General features: G+C 66.5%; 13 protein-coding genes. 8 read left to right on the top strand and 5 right to left on the bottom strand.

The genetic code is table 11. The features are described 5' to 3' along the window. The 3 genes from AB1634_03115 to AB1634_03105 all read right to left on the bottom strand — a co-directional run. Positions 1-5,049, bottom strand: a 5,049-nt coding sequence (locus AB1634_03115) for a DUF6531 domain-containing protein (GenBank protein ID MEW6218508.1), incomplete at its 3' end; no start/stop codon positions are given. Between the two features lie 44 nt (positions 5,050-5,093). Next, positions 5,094-7,466: a hypothetical protein gene (locus AB1634_03110; GenBank protein ID MEW6218507.1), complete on the bottom strand. Its 2,373-nt coding sequence runs from the start codon at positions 7,464-7,466 to the stop codon at positions 5,094-5,096. Between the two features lie 594 nt (positions 7,467-8,060). Further along, entirely contained in the window at positions 8,061-8,963 is a 903-nt protein-coding gene (locus tag AB1634_03105; GenBank protein ID MEW6218506.1) for an RNA polymerase factor sigma-32, read from the bottom strand. 266 nt (positions 8,964-9,229) lie between these two features. Here AB1634_03105 and lepA point away from each other — a divergent pair, with 266 nt between their 5' ends. Beyond that, positions 9,230-11,026 carry a translation elongation factor 4 gene (lepA, locus tag AB1634_03100; protein ID MEW6218505.1) on the top strand — a complete coding sequence of 599 codons (1,797 nt, stop codon included), beginning with the start codon at positions 9,230-9,232 and terminating at the stop codon, positions 11,024-11,026. Positions 11,027-11,223: 197 nt separating this feature from the next. On the opposite strand, the gene AB1634_03095 is transcribed toward lepA, so the two are convergent. Further along, on the bottom strand, positions 11,224-11,451 hold the full coding sequence (locus AB1634_03095) for a hypothetical protein (protein MEW6218504.1): 228 nt from the start codon (positions 11,449-11,451) through the stop codon (positions 11,224-11,226). Between the two features lie 438 nt (positions 11,452-11,889). Here AB1634_03095 and AB1634_03090 point away from each other — a divergent pair, with 438 nt between their 5' ends. Further along, positions 11,890-12,861: an adenylate/guanylate cyclase domain-containing protein gene (locus AB1634_03090; GenBank protein MEW6218503.1), complete on the top strand. Its 972-nt coding sequence runs from the start codon at positions 11,890-11,892 to the stop codon at positions 12,859-12,861. On the opposite strand, the gene AB1634_03085 is transcribed toward AB1634_03090, so the two are convergent. Continuing rightward, a complete protein-coding gene (locus AB1634_03085) occupies positions 12,837-14,519 on the bottom strand; it encodes a tetratricopeptide repeat protein (protein ID MEW6218502.1) in 1,683 nt (560 codons plus the stop codon). The two genes, AB1634_03090 and AB1634_03085, sit on opposite strands and share 25 nt — an antisense overlap. Before the next feature lie 86 nt (positions 14,520-14,605). On the opposite strand from AB1634_03085, the gene AB1634_03080 reads away from it, so the two are divergent. The 6 genes from AB1634_03080 (at position 14,606) to yihA (ending at position 19,617) form a co-directional block, all read left to right on the top strand. Next, positions 14,606-16,339, top strand: a complete 1,734-nt coding sequence (locus AB1634_03080) for a phosphoenolpyruvate carboxykinase (ATP) (GenBank protein ID MEW6218501.1) — start codon at positions 14,606-14,608, stop codon at positions 16,337-16,339. Continuing rightward, on the top strand, positions 16,332-16,784 hold the full coding sequence (locus tag AB1634_03075; GenBank protein MEW6218500.1) for a hypothetical protein: 453 nt from the start codon (positions 16,332-16,334) through the stop codon (positions 16,782-16,784). Before AB1634_03080 ends, AB1634_03075 begins: the two co-directional genes overlap by 8 nt. A gap of 81 nt (positions 16,785-16,865) precedes the next feature. Beyond that, positions 16,866-17,420 carry a hypothetical protein gene (locus AB1634_03070; GenBank protein MEW6218499.1) on the top strand — a complete coding sequence of 185 codons (555 nt, stop codon included), beginning with the start codon at positions 16,866-16,868 and terminating at the stop codon, positions 17,418-17,420. 317 nt (positions 17,421-17,737) lie between these two features. Beyond that, complete coding sequence (gene hisI, locus AB1634_03065; GenBank protein ID MEW6218498.1) at positions 17,738-18,115, top strand: phosphoribosyl-AMP cyclohydrolase; 378 nt, start codon at positions 17,738-17,740, stop codon at positions 18,113-18,115. Further along, positions 18,112-18,984, top strand: a complete 873-nt coding sequence (gene hisG / locus AB1634_03060; protein MEW6218497.1) for an ATP phosphoribosyltransferase — start codon at positions 18,112-18,114, stop codon at positions 18,982-18,984. The genes hisI and hisG overlap by 4 nt, the downstream gene beginning before the upstream one ends. Before the next feature lie 21 nt (positions 18,985-19,005). Continuing rightward, entirely contained in the window at positions 19,006-19,617 is a 612-nt protein-coding gene (gene yihA / locus AB1634_03055) for a ribosome biogenesis GTP-binding protein YihA/YsxC (protein MEW6218496.1), read from the top strand. Positions 19,618-19,660: the final 43 nt, after the last annotated feature.

The raw sequence follows: 19,660 nt of genomic DNA, 5'->3' as shown, positions 1-19,660 counted from the left end.
GAGGGGGGCTTCGAATTCGGTGATGGCGATGACCCGGCCGCCAGCATCGTAGTCGTACTCCACCGCCCGGCCGTCCGCAAAGCCCGCGGCCTTGGGCAGGGTCTTCTTGCGGAGCAGGCCGTTGCGGTTGGCACCCCAGTACTCGTAGGTGGTGACCAGGCCGTTGGCATCCGTCTCCGTCTTAGGCTTGCCATCCGGATCCCGCTCGATGCTGGCCCGGTTGCCCTCCTGGTCCTCGGCTGCCCGCACCCGGTTAGCCGGGTCATAGGTATAGCCCAGCCGGTAGCCGTCCGCATCCGTCACCCCGACGACATTGCCCAGGGCGTCATACTCGTAGCGGGTCTGGGCCCCAGCGTGGTCGGTGACCACCTCCTTCCGGTCCGCCAGGTCATACTCGATGACCGTGTGGTCCCACAGGAACGTGTTGGGCGCCGCGCCGATCTCGAGGCGCTCCTCCTCCAGGTTGCCGTTGGCGTCATAGAGATAGCGCCGCACCTGGCCCACGGCATCGGTGCCGGTCTCCTTCCGGCCCAGAAGATCATAGGTGAAGGCCGTGGGCTGCCAGGCAGCGTCGATGCCTTTAGTCGGCCGGCCGAGGGCATCGTATTCCAGCACCCGGCTGTCAACCGGGTCCGCGCCATCCACCTCCACCCGGCCGTCGCCATTCTGATCGCCAATCCGCTCGATCCGGGTGGGGTAGAGGCTGTTGGCATCGTACGTGGTGGCCACCGTCGTGCTGGCCTGGCCCAGGGCACTGATGTCCCCGGCCTGGATGGCCGCCAGGGCAGCAGCCGCATCCCGCACCCGCGTGGTGGTCAGCAGGTTGCCGTAGCCATCGTAGGAATAGAGGGTCCAGGCGAGGATGTCGGCCGGCACCGGGGTGTACGGCACCGCGGAGACCACCACGCCCTCTTTCAGTCGGATCTCCTGCAGCAGATTGCCCTTGGCCGAGTAGCTGCGGACGGTGTAGTTGCCGTTGTGATCCTTGATCCGCTGCGCCTGGCCGAAGGCGTTGAAGTCCAAATACTCCTCCGTGCTGTACCGTGGGCTGATGGTCTTGACGACGTTGCCGTTGGCGTCGTACTGGTACTGAGTCTGGTGTCCCAGAGGGTCGGTCTTGCTGAGCCGGTTGTAGGGGTTGTTTTCGTCATAGGTGTAGGTCAGCTCGGCACCGTTCTCCTCGATGATCTTCAACGGGTTGCCATAGGCATCGAAGAAGAAACGGCGCTGGTGGCCGTTGGGGTCAGTCTGCACGGTCTCCCGCCGGAAATCGTTGTAGGTGAAGGTGTGCACTGCACCGGTGCTGTCGGTGTGACGAAACACCCGGCCATTGATGTAGTACTCGAAGGTCATGCCATTGCCCCGCGGCAGCTCGTAGCTCTTCATGGAGTGATCGCGGAAGGTGCCGTCGGCGGCGGTGTAGTAGGTGTAGCGCACCGGCGGCTGAGTGTCCGGCGACGTGTAGGCCAGAGGGTTGCGGTAGAATTCGAGATTGCCATTGGCATCGTATTCATACTGATGCACGCGTCCGGAGAAATCGAAAACCGTGCTGATGCGGTTGTCCTGGTTATACACGAAGCCCAGGTAGCGGTCGAGATCGTCGTAGACGAACCGGAGTTTGCCGTCTTCATGGTAGTTGAGCCGCAGCATGTTGCCGTTGCGATCCTTGATGGACAGCAGCTTGGCCTTGCCGCCCTCCGTGCTGGTACCGTTCACGTTCTCGAAGGTGTAGGTGAGGCCGTTCTTCTCGACGATCTCGTAGGTGCCGTTCTGCTTGCGGGTGAAGGTGCAAAAGAATCCCGGCGGGTTGGTCATCACCGTGCCCGCGTACACCAGGCCGCTCACGTGCGAGGTGGTGGAGAAGATCTTCTCGGCGCCGGTGCCGTCCACCCACGAGATCTTGGCCTCGCCGTTCTCCACCCCGAGAAAGCTCAGGTAATGGTTGAGGCTGTGGGTCCAGCCATAGCCCAACGGCCCGTCCTTGGGCGCCCGGCTGTTGTAGGAGCGCTCGAAGACCATGGGCAGGCCGCCACGCCCCGGAATCTCGATGTCCCGCTCCATGTGGTACATGTTGCCGGTCACCATGTTGACCGGGTCAGCCGCCGTGGTGTTGTACTGGGTCCAGCCGGTGCTGACGCCGCCACCGCCGATGGTGACCGGTGGCTGGTAGATCCAGTCCATCATGTAGTCGAGGGAGCTCCAGTTGTCGTTCAGGATGCTGGAATGGAAACCGGTGTTCAGGTCGATATCCAGGCCGAAGGACAGCGACTGCCCTGTCGTGAAGCCGCCAGCATAGCGGCTGATGATGAAGCTCGCCTTCCCCTTGGCGCTGTTTTCGGTGAAATAGACCGCTCCCTTCCAGTCGTCGTACTGGATAAGGCTCTTGGGCGCCTTGACGGTGAATCCCTTCTGGATGTAGTCGGTGTGGAGCTGCTGGACGAGGGCATCCGGATAGTTGTAGCGGCTGTCCCGGTTGCTGGTGAGCTTGGGGCTCTGGGTGTCCCAGTTCGTCGCATTGATGGTCAGGAGGGGAACCTCGTTCTCCTTGGCGAACTGCACGCCTCGCACCGTCGACACCGCGTCGATGTGGGCATTCTCCTGCCAGATGTAGGACTCGTATGCGGACGCGGCGTAGCCTGAAAGAAGGAAGGTCTTCCAGACAAAGGCCCCGGTGTCGAGCTTCGCGTTGGCTGACAGGCCGCCCGGAACGTCGACGAGAAATCCGGTACGGCTGACGCCAAACGGTAGATCGAACACATAATGCACCCGCATCTGGCCGGAGGTCAGACCCAGGTGGTTGCCGCTGTTACCGGATCCCCCATCCAGCGCGCCGACAAGCTTGAAGGCATCCGCACAGTAGCGCATGTACTTGAGGCCCACCAGATGCAGGTATTCCCCTTCCGTCTCCTCGAGGTTGGTGGCTGGGGCAGGGGTGGTGTTGACACTGGCCAGCAGCCTGGCCGCCCGCTCCTCGAGCAGCTGGTTCGAAGTCTGGAAGCCATACGCCTGCAGGGCATGGTAGTTGGCGGCGCTGATATTGGTGTAGGCAGCCTTGTTGGCGCAGGCATCGCTGAAGGAGGGGTCGGGCTCGGGGCTGCCGGGCAGGGGTGGCGGGGGGTACTGGGGGGTGCAGTCGCCGTCGAGGTCAAGCTCGGGCAGCAGAACCTGGAGGTGCAAGCGGTTGTTCTCCGAGGTGACAGGGAGGGGGCGGTCACTCCTGCCCACGCCGATCTCCACGCCTTCCACCTTGACAACCGGAAGCACGTTGATCCCACTGAGGGACGGGCAAATCGGATCAAGCCAAGCATCCCACAACTCGTAGGGACAACCCTCCCACGCGTCCAGGACGGTCTGATCCGCCGGGGTGGCGCCCTTGAAGGACAGGGTGATCCGCCGGAGGACTGTGTCCGGCATGGGCAGGGTTCTCTCCAGAAGAAAGTCGTTGTCCCCATTGCGGATCGTGACCCGGAACTGGTAGCGATGGCGCGGGGGCAGGCTGGCGGCTTCGGACCCAGAAGTCGGATTTTCCTCCTCCCACTTGGTGAAGTCCTTCACCTCGTAGGGAAGGGAGGAAGGCAGCACGTCCAGCTGCTGCGGCGTGATCGTGCCTTTGTACGGCACATCCTGCAGGGTGGCGTCAGGCTTGGGATCGGAAGTTCTGGTGCGGATATTGGCCAGCACCTGCTGGGCATAGGCCTCGTGGGGCAGGCTGTCCGGGCCGTTCTGGCGCTCGGCGAGGTACGTGGTGTAGTCGAAGTTGGTGTTGTGGGCAATACCTGGCTGGTAGGTCTTGTTCTTGAAGCTGGGGTCGAGGGGAAGCCAGCGGTGGCCGCTGTCATCGATCTGGGCGCCCCGATAGTGGCCGTACGGCACACAGGCCTCGACCCAGACGTGAGCCAGCTCGATACCCACCGCCTGTTGTGTCTGATTGACGATCACTTCAGCCGCCGGGTTCAGGCCACTGGCGAGGATGGCCTGGGCACCGTTGTAGCCTTTGGCGCCCAGCCATCGGGGGCCGCGGCCGTTCGCCCCCGCCGGGTTCTCGTCCCTGACCGTGATCACGCCCCTGACATACCGGGCCGGGATGTCCGAGGCCCGCAACAGGGCGATGAGGAGCGAGGCCTGGTCCGTGGCCCCACCGGCCCCGGAGATCAGGGTGCCCTGGGCGCCCTTCAGGGAGCCGTAATAGGGCTCGAATTCGATGTTCTCGTAGATATACTGGTAGATCTTGCGGGGCGAGTAGTCGAGCTTGGCGGCCAGCTCCCGGATCTCCGGGGTCTGGCGGACCTCTTCCTGGTCCTGGCCAAGATCGGCCTCGGTGCAGCCGCAGGCCTCCACGGCCGTGGTCAGGGCGGATCGGCCCGGCCCGGCTTCAAGTGCCGTGGGCCCAGCCTTGGGGCTGCTGCCACCGGCCGGCGCCACCACATACCGCGGCGGCTCCGCGGCCACAGGCTGCGGCCGGCTCTTGAGGGGCCTGACCTGGCGCAAGGTCTCGATGGGTCCCTCCGGCACCGGCTCCGCCTTGGCCAGGGACTGGTCCAGAAGCCCTTCGAGCACCGTTTTCGCCGAAGCGGCCGCCTGGGGAGGGGCCGCAAGGCCTTCTCCCAGCACGGTGCCCAGTGCTGCATCCGCAGCCGCGAACCGCTCCCCTACCTGCGCGGCCAGCTCATCCAGGGCAGCAACCTGCTGGTCCAGGCCGAGGGCCTGGGATTTCTCCCGCCACAGCGCCAACTGCTGCCGGGCCTGTTCGTGCAGAGAGGCCAACGTTGCCCTTTCCGCGGCCAGATCCTCTCCTTTCCCCCTCAACGAGGGCCCATCCTGGGCGGAATCCCCCCCAGCCCCGGGCTCGGCCTCGATCTGGGCCAGGATCTGAACACTCCGGTCGAGGCTCTCCCGCACCGCCTCGGGAAGACCGGGCTTGACGGAGCGGGTCCGGGGTGCCACCACCTTCTGCAGCACCTCGTCCGGGATGGGCGCCACCATGGCCTGGGCCGAGGTGACCGCGAGGAGGATAAGCCCGGTGACCAGGGAGGACAAGAGGGCGGCCATGATGCTCTCCTTGCAGGCAGGTAGACGGTTCGCGGATCGGCAGCTCACGGCAGCACCTCCGGACAGCCCATGTCCTGGGCCTCTTCAGGGGGAAGAGCCGCTGGGCCGAGACCGGCCATGGCCTCGGGATCAGCCAGACGCCGGCGGATCTCTTGAAGAAGGGCCAGGCGCTCGTCACCATCGGCCGCCAGGGTATCCGGCCGCCACTGCATCCAGCCGGTGCAGATGTACGGGTAGCTCCCGGCCGCCGGATCGTCCACGGCGGGAGGCCCCTGGCCATCAATGGGCACATAGCCCCAGCCCTCCCCGGCCGCCGGCTGGCGCAGCAGCGGCAACGGACCCACCGCCAGGCTGCCGGCCGGCATGCTGATGCTCTCCTCCGCTCCTGCCTGGCTCACCGTACCACCGGCGCTGGCAGTACCGAGGCACTGGGCCACGCCCTCCGGAGTGGAGCTGGCGACGACCAGGAGCCCCTCCTCCGCCACCCCGGCCGGCGCCGGCGCCTCCGGATCGCAGGGCTGCCCCAGGAACAGGAGGTTCGCCGCAGCCTGTGCCCCATCGGCCAGACGGCAGATCGTGATCGGCCGGTCAGGCAGACGGCGGTCGATCTCTTGCCAGCTGCTCCGGTACCGGCCGGCCAGAAGGTCCGCCACCTCGCCTTGGCTCAGATCCTCAAGGCCTTCGTCCAGCAAGGCCCGGGAGGCGGCCATGCCATAGGCCAGGGCGCTGATGGGTGCGGCATCGAGCTCCGCCAACTCGTCCAGGGTCAAAGCCGCCACGGCCGGTGGCAGGCTCACGCCTGCGTGCAGGCTCGGCGCCACCTCGCTGATGCCGGCGTCCGGGATCTGTTCGGTCAGGCGGCCGGCAGGACAGAGCCAGACGCCGTCGGCCTCCGGGTCCTGACAGCGCTCGTCAACGACCATGCGGGCCAGAGGCTCGCCGCGGCCCACCGGCACCACCCCTTCATAGGAGCCGCCCAGGCCCCGGAAATGGACGAGGACGGTCCTGCCGGACAGCTCCGGCACACGAGCAGCCAGCCGGCCAAGGATGGCCCGGAAGCCGTCCTCCGGCGTGTCGTCCGCGCCGGGGGCGGGGAAAAAGACCTGCAGGCTGCCCGGCTGGAAGATGCCCGCCAGGGACCCTTCCAGGAGATCGGCGGCGATGGCGCTGCCGGCGATGAACAGCTCCAGATCCGGCGGTCCGAGGCCTGCTGGCCAGGGGGCGTCCCCCTGATGGTCGCCCGCGGCGGCAACCGGACGAGGCCCTGCTGCCAGCGAGGGAGCGGCGGCCGGTGGCTCCGCAGCCGCCAGCTGGGTCGCTGCCGGCAGGGTGCCGGTCCGACACTCGCCGGTGGCCAGGCAGCGCGAATCGGCCAGAGCCGGGTTCAGGCCCAGCACCGCCTCCACGCCATCAGGGACGCCATCCTTGTCGGTGTCGGTCAGGGCGGTCGGCGCCGGCAGAGCGCTGAGGACCAGGGCGGTGTGGAAGGCATCCGCCTGCCAGCTGCCAGCGCTCTCCTGTCGGCCCAGGAGGAAGTCCAAGGCCGGGCCGATGGCCGGATCCGCAGGCTGGATCGTCCTGAGCACCTGGTAGACCAGGGCCGTCTCCATGACTTGGCTGGTGTCGTCGTCCCCGAAGCCGCCATCAGCGTGGCGCCGGGCGAGAAGCCCCGTGACGCCGGTGGTGATGACGGTGCTGGCGTAGTAGGTCCCCCCAAAGCAGGTGGCCTGATGCGGTCGGGAGACGCCCCCACTGTCACTGCTGGTGTCGTTGTTGAGCCGATGCAGGGCCAGCGTGACGTAGGCGGTGGGGATGATGGCGCCGCCCTGCAGCCGGGGCTCAGGAAACTCGGTGACCGAGAAAGGAGCGGCGACATAGCCCCAGAGATAGCTGGGAAGGATCTGCGCCGGCATGATCGCACAGAGGGCCTGGCTGATGTCGGCACTGGAGTAGCCCTTGCCCTTGGCGTCCAGGGCGGCCGTCATCGCCAAAGGTGTATCCGGCAGGGAGCTGGCATGGCCCGCCAGGGTGCCCCAGCCCTTCCCGGGATTCCTCCAGGCCAACAACCGGCTGCCCAGGCCGGTGACCTCCTCGCCGGCCAGCTTGAGGGCCGCCGTCTGCCGGGCCAGGGCGTCAACACTGGCCGGCTCCGCATTGCCCAGCCAGGCGACGCCGGCCAGATAGGTGTAGCCCGTTTTCAGGCCGGCTTGGCTGAAGGCCTGGATCGCGCTGGCCGTGGCCTGGACAGCAAGGCCCGGCCCGCTTCGCCAGCTGCCGTCCGCCTGCTGGCTCTGCATGAGCCAGGCCAGGCCTTTGTTCCAGGCACGATCAATGTCGGTCTGACTGGCAGCAGGAGCCGATGCGACTGTGGACAACTGCATCATCAGCGCTACTGCCGTGGCAACACGCCGTTTCATGGGCAACCTCCTGAGGTCTTCGCCGACCATCACCGGACAACAAGGCCTGCGCGCGCAAAAACACCAGACATGGATCGCCAGCGCCAGGATGCAGTGCTCCCGCAGATCCGGCTGCTATCGCCCGACCAGTAATAGTAGGCTAGGCTGCTATTAGTACCAACTTCACCCAACCAATGCGGCGCAATGTAGATGTGGGGCGATATCGTTGTCAAGAGAAAAAATGGGCATGAGCACAATCCTCATATTCTTGCCGCGGGCGCAGCCGCTCTTCTGCAGAATCCGGCGGCGTGTCGATTATGAGGTGCGCACCCCGCATCTCGATCGGCCACCGCTTCTTGACATTCTGGTCTTGGCACGGTTGATCGCGGAGTTGCCGGTGAAAGCTGCTGTTCCGCCGGTAGTGGGGGGCACGCGGCCGCAATAGCGGGGTTGCCGGCGGCCTTCCGCGCTCTGCCGCCGCGCCCCTCGGCCCATCAGGCCTTGCGGCGGCAGTCAGGCATCTCTGGCGTCAGGCGGCCGGCGGAGCGAAGGCTGTGTCGCGCGAAGGCGGCGGGGGGATGAGCGGGTCTGCCGGACTCACCGGCGGCGTGGGGCTCAGAGACGGCCGGCGGGCACGTCCAGGAAGTCCCGGACGTCCGGCAGCTCGGCCTCGAGAAAGGTGCGGAGCTTCTTCAGGAGATTGCTTTCGATCTGGCGCACCCGCTCCCGGGAGATGCCGAACTGGTCGGCGATGTCCTGCAGGGTGCGGGGCTCGTCGGTGAGGAGCCGATCGTGGATGATGGCCAGCTCTTTGGGGTTGAGGCGGTCGCGGAAGCGAGCCAGGACAGCTTGCAGCTGCTCGCTGGCCTCCCGATCGGCCACCGCCTCCTCGACACCCGGCCCGCCCTGGGGCAGAAAGGCCTTCTGCTCGTCATCGGAGCCCTCCCGGACCGGTGCCTCCAGGGAGACATCCCAGTGGTCCATGCGCTGGCTCATCTCGATGACCTCGCTCTCCTTGACCTGCAGCCGCTCGGCCAGGAGCTTGGTCTCCGGCTTGAAGCCCTGGCCCTCCAGGAGCCGGCGCTCCTTGTTGAGGCTGAAGAAGAGCTTGCGCTGGGCCTGGGTGGTGCCGACCTTGACCAGGCGCCAGTTGTCCATGATGAACTTGAGGATGTAGGCCCGGATCCAATAGGCGGCGTAATAGGAGAACTTGACGCCCCGGTAAGGATCGAACTTCTTCACCGCCTGCACCAGACCGACGTTGCCTTCCTGGATCAGATCAAGGAAGTTCTGCATCCAGTACTTCTGGAAATCCATGGCCACCTTGACCACCAGCCGCAGGTTGGCGGTCACCAGGGCATAGGCCGCCTCCGGGTCCCGCTGCTCGTGGAAGCGGATGGCCAGGGCCTCGGTATCTTCCCGGGAGAGGAGGGGGTATTGGCTGATCTCCCGCAGGTAGCGGTGGAGGCCGGTGGGGGCCACCGCCGGCAGATGCCCGCCTTCGGGGTCCGCCGGCACCAGAGCGTATTCCCTGGGCCTGGGCGGTCGTCTCTCCCTTTCTGGCCTCTCGGACGCCTCGGGCGGTATGAACTCGGTTTCATAGGAATCCTCGGACGGTCGCATGGCCCCCATTATTCACGGCTGCCCCTGAAAGTCAATCGCCCATTCCCACGATCCTGGCCCGCCAGCCGCTTTTTCCTGGTCATTGTTCGTTTCCTGTGCTACTTATACGTGTTTCCCTGTATCCCGGACGTGCCGGATCCCCTTGCCCAGGACCCCTGCCGATGGACCTTATCCGCAATTTCTGCATCATCGCCCATGTCGACCACGGCAAGTCCACCCTGGCCGACCGCTTCATCCAGCTGTGCAATCTGGTCGCAGCCCGGGATTTCCGGGATCAGATCCTGGACAGCATGGATATCGAACGGGAGCGGGGCATCACCATCAAGAGCCAGACCATCTGCCTGCCCTACCGGGCCAAGAACGGCCGGGAGTACCTCCTGAACCTCGTGGATACCCCGGGCCATGTGGACTTCTCCTACGAGGTTTCCCGGGCCCTGGCCGCCTGCGAGGGGGCGATCCTGCTGGTGGACGCGGCCCAGGGCATCGAGGCCCAGACCCTGGCCAATCTGTATCTGGCCATGGAGCACGATTTGGCGGTCATCCCGGTCATCAACAAGATCGACCTGCCGGCCGCCGACCCGGAGGGGGTGGCGGCCCAGATCGAGGAGGATCTGGGCCTGGACAAAGAATCGATCCAGCGCTGCTCCGCCAAGGAGGGCACCGGCGTGGCCGAGATCCTGGAGGCGGTGGTGGAGCGCCTGCCGCCGCCCAAGGGCGATCCCGATGCGCCCCTGCAGGCCCTGGTTTTCGACGCCTGGTACGATTCCTACCGGGGGACCATCATCTCCTGCCGGCTGGTGCAGGGCCGTCTCAAGGCCGGCGATACCATCCTCTTCCTCTCCAACCGGGCTGCCTACCGGGTGGAGGAGGTGGGCCTGTTCCGCATCCAGCGCCAGCCGGTGGCGGAGCTGGTGGCCGGCCAGGTGGGCTACATCATCGCCGGGGTCAAGACGGTGGATGATACCCGGGTCGGCGACACCATCACCCTCAAGGACCGGCCGTGCACTGAGGCCCTGCCCGGCTTCAAGCCGGTGAAGCAGGTGGTCTTTTCCTCCCTCTACCCGGTATCCACCGACGACTACGAGGACCTGGCCACCGCCCTGGAGAAGCTCAAGCTCAACGACGCCTCCCTGTCCTTCCAGAAGGACTCGTCGGCTGCCCTGGGCTTCGGCTTCCGCTGCGGCTTTTTGGGCCTGCTCCACCTGGAGGTCACCCAGGAGCGCCTGGAGCGGGAGTTCGACATCTCCCTGGTGATGACCGCGCCCACCGTGCTGTACCGCTTCTTCCTCACCGACGGCCAGCTCCAGGAGATCGACAACCCCAGCTACTTCCCGGATCCGGGTCGCATCGAGCATATCGAAGAGCCGTACATCCGGGCCACCATCCTCATGCCGGAGCGGTACATGGGGCCGGTCATGACGCTGTGCATGGAGAGGCGGGCCGACAACATCCGCCACCACTACCCGGTGCCTGGCCGCATCGAGCTGGGTTGCGAGCTGCCCCTGGCCGAGGTGATCTACGATTTTTATGACCGGCTGAAGTCCATCACCCAGGGCTACGGCTCCTTCGACTACGAACTCTACGACTACCGGCAGACGGATCTGGTGAAGCTCGACATCCTGGTCAACGGCGAGCGGGTGGACGCCCTGTCCCAGCTGGTCCACCGGGCTCGCGCCCGGGAACGGGGCCTGCACGCCTGCCAGCAGCTCAGGGAGACCATCCCCCGCCACATGTTCAAGATCGCCATCCAAGCGGCGATCGGCGGCACGATCATCGCCCGGGAGACCATCTCCGCCCTGCGCAAGGACGTCACTGCCAAGTGCTACGGCGGCGACATCACCCGCAAGCGCAAGCTTTTGGAGAAGCAGAAGGAGGGCAAGAAGCGGATGAAGACGGTGGGCAACGTCGCCATCCCCCAGAAGGCCTTCCTCTCCGTGCTCAAGTCCGAGCAGACCTGAGTGGAGCGGGGAACGGGACGAGGGGCAAAGGGGAGGCTGGCGCCGTGTTGACCTGAGGCCGGGAGCTGCCCGGGCAGGCGGGCACGAAGCAACCCTACCCCGTCGCCGGCGACCGGTTGGCGGTGCGGGCGCCGGGAAGAGGCTGCTGGGGACAGCAGGACGCTGCCCCCATGGGCGTCGTAGAGCGGACGACGGACCTAGGCCTGGGCCTGGAGCTGAATCCGGGGCTGGCGCAGATGCTCGCGGGCCTCGTCCTCCAGAGGGCAGACCCCCTTGCGGGCGAGGATGGTCTCAATGTCCTGGGGAGAAAGGATGGAGTTTTCCTGCTTGGTCAGGTAGACGATGCAGTCCTCGCAGATCCCATAGATGCGGCGGTAGTCATTGAGCGCTCGGGCGACGTCCCAACACGGCACATCAGGCTGCATGAATGCGGGGCAACCTTCTTTGACCTGACAGTTGGTGATCTCCCAGCAGTGCGTTGCCAGCCACCTTTTCACCATTGGTCCCTCCCCATGAGTCCGTTTGGCTATGGATGCCGTGCCCCGTCTCCAGAGCGCCACTTGATTGGATCGTTGTCGTGTCACATGGCGATAGCTCTCCCTCCCACACCTGCGAGGGTACACTGACCATGCCGGCGCGGAAAAGTCAAGGAGGAATCCATGGCTTGCGGGTCGCGGTCCGACCGGCGCTCGTTGTACCCCGGTTCCGCTCCCTGGTGTCATTCAGCCGTCTTCTTCCTGGCCGGGTGGTCCTTTCCTGCCGCCGGCAGGTGGTTCAGTTTTTTCCCCTGAACGGGTATAGTGGACAAATCCTGGTCCGAAGGGCCACCTGCTCTCCCGGAGAGCCATTCTGCCTACTGCCTCATGAACAGCCGCGCCGCCCTGCCCATCCATCTCGAGATCCTGCCGGACGGCGACCACCAGCCCCGGGGCTGGGATCTCGTTGGCAAGGCCACCTACGTCCTCGGCCGGGCCCCCACCAGCGACGTACCCCTGCCTTTTCCCTGGGTCTCCCGCAACCACGCCATGCTCCAGATCGAGGAGAACGGCGGTTGTCACATCCTGGATCTGGGCAGCTCCAATGGCACCTTCGTCAACGGCCGGCGGGCGGTGACGCCCACGCCGTTGCACAGCGGTGACCTCCTGGGCCTGGGCAAGACCCGGCTGCGGTTTCAGCGGGAGGAGCCGACCCTGGCGCCAGCCATGGACGAAGACCTGGCGGAGGCCACCGTGGCCTTTCTTAAACGGGCGACGGTGACCATCCTGGTTTGCGATATCCGCTCCTTTACCTCGTTTGCGGAGCAGCACGGCCCGGAGACCGTCTCCGAACTGCTCAAGGTGTGGAGCACCCAGGTGCATGCCGCGGTAACCCGGCACGAGGGCCGAGTGGACAAATTCATCGGCGACGCGGTGATGGCCATCTGGGGCGAGGGCCGGGACACCCGCCGCAACATTGTGAGCGCCCTCAAGGCGTGCCTGGAGATCGCCGCGGTCACCGCGGAAGCGGGGCGCCAGGTGGTGCGGCCGGATCCGGCCCTGCGCATCGGCGCGGCCCTCAATACCGGCGAGGCGGTGGTGGGCAACCTTGGGGTGCAGGGCGGACGGGACTACACGGTGGTGGGCGATGCGGTCAACGTCGCCTTCCGTCTGGAGGACCTCACCTCGGAGCTGCGGGCCGATGTGCTTCTGGGCGGCGAGACCGGCCGTCACCTCCCCGAGATCAGCAAGGCCTTCACCTCCTGGAGCCTGTCGGTACGGGGCAAGGAGGAGAAGGTGCAGGTCTTTGGCACCAGCTTCGCCCGGCTGAAGTCCTACCTGGATTCGCTCCCCCCCTGACTCTCCTGCTGTTCCCGTCGCGGCAGCCGCTGCTCCAGGTGCCAGAGGCTGCGCCGGGCCTCCTGGGCCCCTCTGGGATCCAGCTCCAGGGCCCGGCGCAGGCTGGCGCGTGCCTCGTCCAGGCGGCCAAGGCCCAGCTCCAGGCGGCCGCGACGCTCCCAGGCCCGGGCGTAAAGGGGCTGCACCGCCAGCGCCTCCTGGTACGAAGCCAGGGCCTTCTCGGGCTGGCCCTTCATCTCGAAGGCGATGCCCTGGTCCACCAGGGAATGGCTGAAGTCAAAGGCTGGGATGACGGTATGGTTGACAAAGACCGCCGCCAGCCCCACCAGCGCCAGCTGGCCGGCGAGGCGTGGCCACCGGCGCTGTCTGGCCACCGCCACCAGGTCCGCGAGGCCGATCCCCGCAGCCAGACAGGCCAGGGGCGCCATGGGTGCCCGGTAGCGGTCGAAGATGTAGAAGGCCACCAGGGTCAGGCCGTAGGCGAGCTGGGTGGCTGCCATCAGGAGGGCCGGCCTGGTGCGGGATCGGATCAGCACCGCCAGGCCCCAGAGCCAGAACGGTCCCACCAGGGCGAAGGTGACCGGCGAGAAGGCCAGCACCGGCGAGTAGCGGCGGTGAAAATAGAAGTTGTGGTTGTCGGCGATTTCATAGAAGTTGAAGTACAGCTGCACCTTGCGCCAGCTGAGGGCGGCAAAGCGCTTCGGGTTTTCCCGGATGAAGCGTAAGCCCTCCTCCAGCCAGTACCGGGAGACCTCGGAGGGGGACAGGGCGCGGCCCAGCCGGCGCTCCGCCTCCCGGTGGAAGTCCTGCCGCTCATAGAGGGGGTCGGGCCGGACAAAGGGCAGGCCGACGTACGTGCCCGTGGCCCGCTCGTTCTGGCCGATGAAAAAGTTCTGGCCAGCCTGGGCGGTGGTGAGCACAAGGTCGTGGCCGACCACATAGTTGCGGGCCATGACCGGCAGGAGCACCGCCAGGCTGCCGGCGACAAAAAGGGTTGAGGCGGCAAGTCGGCCCCCCAGGCCGGTCCGCCGGCCCAAGGCCAGGAGCCCCGCCAGGACCGGCAGCAGAAGAAGGAAGTTGCCTCGGGTCAGGCAGGCCAGCCCCAGGAGGGCGCCGGCGGCCAGCTGCCGCCAGCAGGGACGGCCCGGGGACCGGGCCAGGAGCATGGCCAGGCAGGCGGTCACCAGGAAGGACGCCAGGGAGCTTTTGAGCAGGAGGCCATCGAAAAAGATGGCCGGCGCGAAGGCAGCGTAGGTCAGGCCTGCCGTCAGGCCGGCGGCTCGGCTGCCCAGCCGGTCGCCCAGGGGCACCAGCAGGCTGGCGGTGGCGGCGCCCAGGAGGCTTTGGATCAGATAGACGGCCACAAGACTGCGGCCGAGGACCGAGTAGATGGCGGCCAGGAAATACGGGTAGAGGGGATCCTGGTAAAAGATCTCCTTGCCAAGCCAGCCCTCCTGGACGATGCTTTGCGCCCAGCGGTCGTAGGCCCCCAGGTCGCCCGGCAGGACATCGAAGAACGGACTGCTCCGGAAGATGGCCAGGACGTGGAAGAGACGCAGCACCAGGGCCACCGCGAGCACAAAGAGGCTGGCCGCGCCCGCGCCCGGAAGGGGGCCGGCGGCAAGATCCTGCTGGGCGGGGGCTGCGCTGGTGCTCACGGCGGCCACTTTAGCAGCGGGCCTGGTGAATGTCCAGCCGCCGCAGGGGAGCCACGGGCTGTCCCCTACCACCCAAGGAGGTGCCCATGGCCACCATCGCCCTGGCTGACGAAGGCCTCGACTTTGCCAGCCCCTTGCGTCTGGCCGCCCGTCTGGCCTTGGCCGGCAATGCGGTCCAGGTGGACGACCCCCAGACCCTTTATGACCTCTCCCTGGGGCAGGACAATGTCCTGGTCCTGGGGCGTCTGATCCGCGATCCCCTGAAGTTCGGCCTGGCCCAGGGCACCCGGCAGCTGGTCTGGAACCATGCCAATCCGGTGGGCCGCAACGCCCAGGCCCGCCGCTTCTGGCATGAGGCGGATGCCGAGGGCAGAAAGCAGCTGGCCAGTCTGGCCCGGGGAGCCGCCTTGCGCCTGCAGGTGGAGGGCAGTCTGGTCAGCCGCGCCTATGCTGGGCTGGATCCGGAGCTGGCAGTTGGCCTGCAGCTGGTGGCCAACCGGCGCTATCCGGTCGCCGCTCTCTCCTTTCTCCTCAACTTTCAGGCCTTCGTCGGCGAGGCCCACTGGACCTTCTACCGCAACAGTCGGCCTCTGGCGGTCCCGGACATCCTCATGGTCTACGATCCCGACTGGCGGCATCCGGACCATGACCGGGGTCTGGTGATCATCGACAAGGACAGCCGCGCCATCTTCGTTCTGGGGCTGGCGTACTTCGGGGAGATCAAGAAGGGCTTTCTGACCTTGATCTGGCACACCGCCATCGCCGAGCGGCTGGCCGGCACCGAGATCCGCCGCTTTCTGCCCATCCATGGCTCGATCTTCGAGATCGGCGACAAGACGCTCATCATCATCGCCCTGTCCGGGAGCGGCAAGTCGTCCCTGTCCCGGCGGGCCAGGACCATTGCCCACGATGACGCCTTCGTGGTCAGCACCGTCACCGGCAAGGTGATCGTCCTGGAGCCGACCTTCTTCAACAAGACCGACGGCGACGTCATGGGTGACGAGACCACCCAGCGGGGACTCATCTTCTACAACATGGGGGTGGTGGAGACCCCCCAGGGCCTGGATGTGCTGCCTGGCGACCGGCTGGTGGCCAACGGCCGGGTGATCCAGGAGCGGCCCGCCAACGCCGTGGCCGGCTACGACCGGGTGGACATCGTCAGCCTGGTGATGAAGGACGATACCCTGCCCCCCATCACCCGGATCGACGATCCGGCCCTCTTCGTCTCCTTCGGCGCCAGCCTGATGACCAGAAGGACCCTGGCCGAATCCCTCAGGCGGGTGGAGGATCAGTACAAGCTGGTCATCGAGCCCTTTGCCCAGCCCTTCCGCTCCTGGCGGCTCAACACCGAATGCCGGATGTTCCAGCTCTTCCTGGAGCTCTTCCGGCCCATGACCGTCATCCTCAACACCGGTGACTTCATGGGCGAGGATATCCCCCTGGAGCTGAGCCGCGACAGCATCCTGCCGGCCCTGGCCGAGGGCAAGCTGGAGCTGAGCCCCTGGCGGATCATCCCGGGCGGGATGATGAGCCTGGTGAAAAGGGGCGGCCTGGGCAGCCGGTACGACCGCTCCTTCCGGCCGAGCCTCGACGATGCCGGCTACGTGGCCCGCTTCGTCAGCCGCATGCAGACCAGGATCGATTTTTTGAGCGAGGTGCGGGGCCAGCATCTGCTCCATGCCGATTTCGTCGACCCCATGGTGACGGTGCGCATTGCCCTGGACGAGTTCCTGCTGCGGGATCCGGTGGCGGGCGATTTCTCCTGGACCGCCGCCGATCTCGACCGGCTGGGCCTGGCCCGCCGTGACGGCCATGGCTGAGCCACAGCCCTGCCTGGGCGTGGTGGTGATCACCCATGGCGTGGTGGGGCAGGCCCTGGTGGCGGTGGCGGATCACATCCTGGCCGGCCGCCTCCGGCAGGTGCGGGTGGTGACCATCCCCTTTCTGGACGGGGGGGCCAGGGAAGGGGAGAAGCCTTGGCAGGAGCGGCGCCAGGGGATCGAGGCCGAGGTGGCCACGGCGGTGCATGCCGTGGACCAGGGTCCGGGAATCCTGGTCCTGACCGACATCCTGGGGGGCACGGCCTTCACCGTGGCACGCCAGCTGACCGCCGGCCGCCAGGCAGCCCTGGTGGCTGGCGTGAATCTGCCGATGCTCCTGAAGCTGCCCAGCCTCATGACCCTGCCGGTGGCCGAGGCGGCGGCCGCCCTGACTGAGCGCAGCCGCAGGGCCATCGATCTCTTTGTCCAGCCCCGGCAGGGCTGACCGTTTGTCCGTTGTTGGCCTTGCCCGTCATGGGCAGGGGTGACCCCAGAAGAACCGATCATGCCAAGGAGGAGCATTCGTATGCTGTTGCACGAGAACTGCACGCTGTTCAGCGGTGGCCATCGGGGGGCGGAGAGCGCCTTTGGTGCCGCGGCCGAGAAGTGGGGAGTCCGGGAGGTCAACTTCTCCTTTGCCGGTCATGTCATGGAGCGGGACCGGAACACGGTGGTCCTGTCCGAGGATGAGCTTCTGCGGGGTGATATCAGCATGGAGATCGTCTCCCGCCTCATGCGCCGCACCTATTATGAAGGGCGGACGATCCGCAAGGTCCTGCAGACCATCTTCCATATGGTCAACAACGGCCATCAGGTGTTCGTGGTGGGCAAGATCCTCCCCGACAACACGGTCAAGGGCGGCACCGGCTGGGCCGTGGAGCTGGCCAAGTTCTTCAACCGGCCGCTGGCGGTTTTTGACCAGGAGGTCAAGGACTGGTTCCTCTGGAACGGCTCCGCCTGGGAGAAGGGGCCGGCCAAGCTGAGCTACGAAACCTTCGTCGGCTCTGGCACCCGCAACCTGACCGCCGAGGGGGCGCTGGCCATCGAGCAGCTGTTTGCCGACGCCTTCGGGCCGGCCTGAGCTGGGCGGCAGCGGCATCGTCCAGGGGGCACGGTGGTGCCCCCTGGGGGCGGGCCGGGCACAAGGAGGCCATACCGGCGCCGGGCCGTCCTGGCCGGGGCCGGGAAGACCTTGACAACGGGCGCCCGGCCGGTCACACTTGCGCTCCGATCGGGGGGGCGGGTATGGACGTCTGGTGCGAGAAATACCGGGAAGCCATGCCGGCCGCCGAGGCCCGGTGCCGGCACCCGGGCGAATACTGCCGCTCCCGCACCGCCTGCATGATCCACTTCCTGGAGCGGGAGAGGAAGATCCCCCCCGCGGCCGGTGATACGCCTATGGTGAGCCTGCGCTTCGACAAGGGAAACGGCCTCTTGCCCGCCATTGCCCAGGACTGGCAGAGCGGCGAGGTGCTGATGACCGCCTACATCAACCAGGAGGCCTGGGCCGCCACCCTGGCCACTGGCAAGGCCCATTACTGGAGCCGCTCCCGCGGCAAGCTCTGGCTCAAGGGCGAGCTTTCGGGCCATGTGCAGCTGGTCAAAGAGATCCTGGTGGATTGCGACGAGGATACGGTGATCTACAAGGTGGAGCAGCTGGGGCCGGCCGCCTGTCACAAGGGGTTCCGCAGCTGCTTTTTTCGACGGGTCGAGGCCGGCGGGCTCACGGAGATCATGCCCCGCGCCTTCGACCCAGCGGAGGTGTACAAGACATGAGCGTGGTGCGCATCGGCATCCCCAAAGGCAGCCTGGAGCAGGCCACCATCGAGCTGCTCGAGAAGTCGGGCTGGCGGATCAAGCTCTCCCGCCGCAGCTATTTCCCGGAGATCGATGATCCGGAGCTGGCCTGCTCCATCTGCCGCGCCCAGGAGATGTCCCGGTACGTGGCCAACGGCACCCTGGACGTGGGCATCACCGGCAAGGATTGGGTGCTGGAGAACGAGTCGGACGTGGTGGTGGTGGCCGATCTCATCTATTCCAAGGTCAGCCGCCGTCCCACCCGCTGGGTGCTGGCGGTGCCGGCCGGCTCCCCCATCCAGCGGCTGGAGGATCTGGCGGGCAAGAAGATCGCGACCGAGCTGGTCAGCTTCACCCGCAAGTACTTCGCGGAGCGTGGCATCCCGGTGGAGATCGAGTTCTCCTGGGGGGCGACCGAGGCGAAGGTCGTCTCCGGCCTCGCCGATGCCATTGTCGAGGTCACCGAGACCGAGAGCACGATCCGCGCCCATGGGCTCTCCATCATCCACGAGCTCATGACCTCCAACACCCAGCTCATCGCCAACCCGGGGGCCTGGGCCGATCCCTGGAAGCAGGAAAAGATCGGGAACATCGCCCTCCTGATGCAGGGGGCGCTGCAGGCCGACCGCATGGTGGGCCTCAAGATGAACGTGCCCCAGGAGAGGCTGCCCGATGTAATCGCCCTCCTGCCCAGCCTCAACGCCCCTACCGTGGCCCATCTCTACCAGTCCACCTGGGTGTCGGTGGAATCGGTGATCTCGGAGCACGAGGTCCGGGACCTCATCCCTCGCCTCATGAAGCACGGCGCCGAGGGCATCATCGAGTACAGCCTCAACAAGGTCATCTGAGCAGGCTTGGCGGACGGCCGCATGCAGCTTGCCCAGGTCTCTTTCCTGACCTCGGTCCACCACCTGGACCAGCTGCCGCCTGCCGATCTCCCCGAGCTGGCCTTCGCTGGCCGCTCCAATGTCGGCAAATCCTCCCTCTTGAACCGGCTGTTCGGCCGCCGGGGTCTGGTGATCGCTGGCAGCCGACCCGGCACCACCCGGGCGCTCAACTTCTTTGTGGCGCCGGGTGTATGCGGTTTCGTCGATCTGCCCGGATACGGTTATGCCCAGGTCGACCAGGCCAGCCGCCAGCGCTGGCGGAAGCTGGTGGAAGCCTATCTGGCCGGCCGGGACAATCTTGTCGCCGTGGTCCTCCTGGTGGACCTGCGGCGCCACCCCCCCAGCCCTTTGGACCTTGATCTGGTGGCCTGGCTGCGCAGCATCGGCCGCTCCTTCCTGCTCGTCTACACCAAGGCCGATCAGGTGAGCGGCAGCCGGCGGCAGGCTCAAGCCCAACGGCTGGACACCGCCTTTGCCGTCACCCCCCAGGACCGGATCCTCTTCTCGGCCCGGAGCGGTCAGGGGCGCGAGGTCCTCCTGGCGCGGCTGGTCGAGCTGTTGGACCAGCCGCGTCCGGCGGTCCCGGCGCCCTGACCGGTGGCATACCTCCCGTTATCTTTCCTGTTGACATTGGCAG

This window comes from Thermodesulfobacteriota bacterium (assembly GCA_040755095.1).
Lineage (GTDB): Bacteria > Desulfobacterota > Desulfobulbia > Desulfobulbales > JBFMBH01 > JBFMBH01.
This window is presented reverse-complemented; position numbering and strand designations above follow the sequence as displayed.

Excerpts from the sequence above, each read along its gene's own strand:
- AB1634_03110 (MEW6218507.1), bottom strand. The coding sequence starts at position 7,466 with ATGAAACGGCGTGTTGCCACGGCAGTAGCGCTGATGATGCAGTTGTCC.
- lepA (MEW6218505.1), top strand. The coding sequence starts at position 9,230 with ATGGACCTTATCCGCAATTTCTGCATCATCGCCCATGTCGACCACGGC.
- AB1634_03095 (MEW6218504.1), bottom strand. The coding sequence starts at position 11,451 with ATGCAGCCTGATGTGCCGTGTTGGGACGTCGCCCGAGCGCTCAATGAC.
- AB1634_03090 (MEW6218503.1), top strand. The coding sequence starts at position 11,890 with ATGAACAGCCGCGCCGCCCTGCCCATCCATCTCGAGATCCTGCCGGAC.
- AB1634_03080 (MEW6218501.1), top strand. The coding sequence starts at position 14,606 with ATGGCCACCATCGCCCTGGCTGACGAAGGCCTCGACTTTGCCAGCCCC.
- AB1634_03075 (MEW6218500.1), top strand. The coding sequence starts at position 16,332 with ATGGCTGAGCCACAGCCCTGCCTGGGCGTGGTGGTGATCACCCATGGC.
- AB1634_03070 (MEW6218499.1), top strand. The coding sequence starts at position 16,866 with ATGCTGTTGCACGAGAACTGCACGCTGTTCAGCGGTGGCCATCGGGGG.
- hisI (MEW6218498.1), top strand. The coding sequence starts at position 17,738 with ATGGTGAGCCTGCGCTTCGACAAGGGAAACGGCCTCTTGCCCGCCATT.
- hisG (MEW6218497.1), top strand. The coding sequence starts at position 18,112 with ATGAGCGTGGTGCGCATCGGCATCCCCAAAGGCAGCCTGGAGCAGGCC.
- yihA (MEW6218496.1), top strand. The coding sequence starts at position 19,006 with ATGCAGCTTGCCCAGGTCTCTTTCCTGACCTCGGTCCACCACCTGGAC.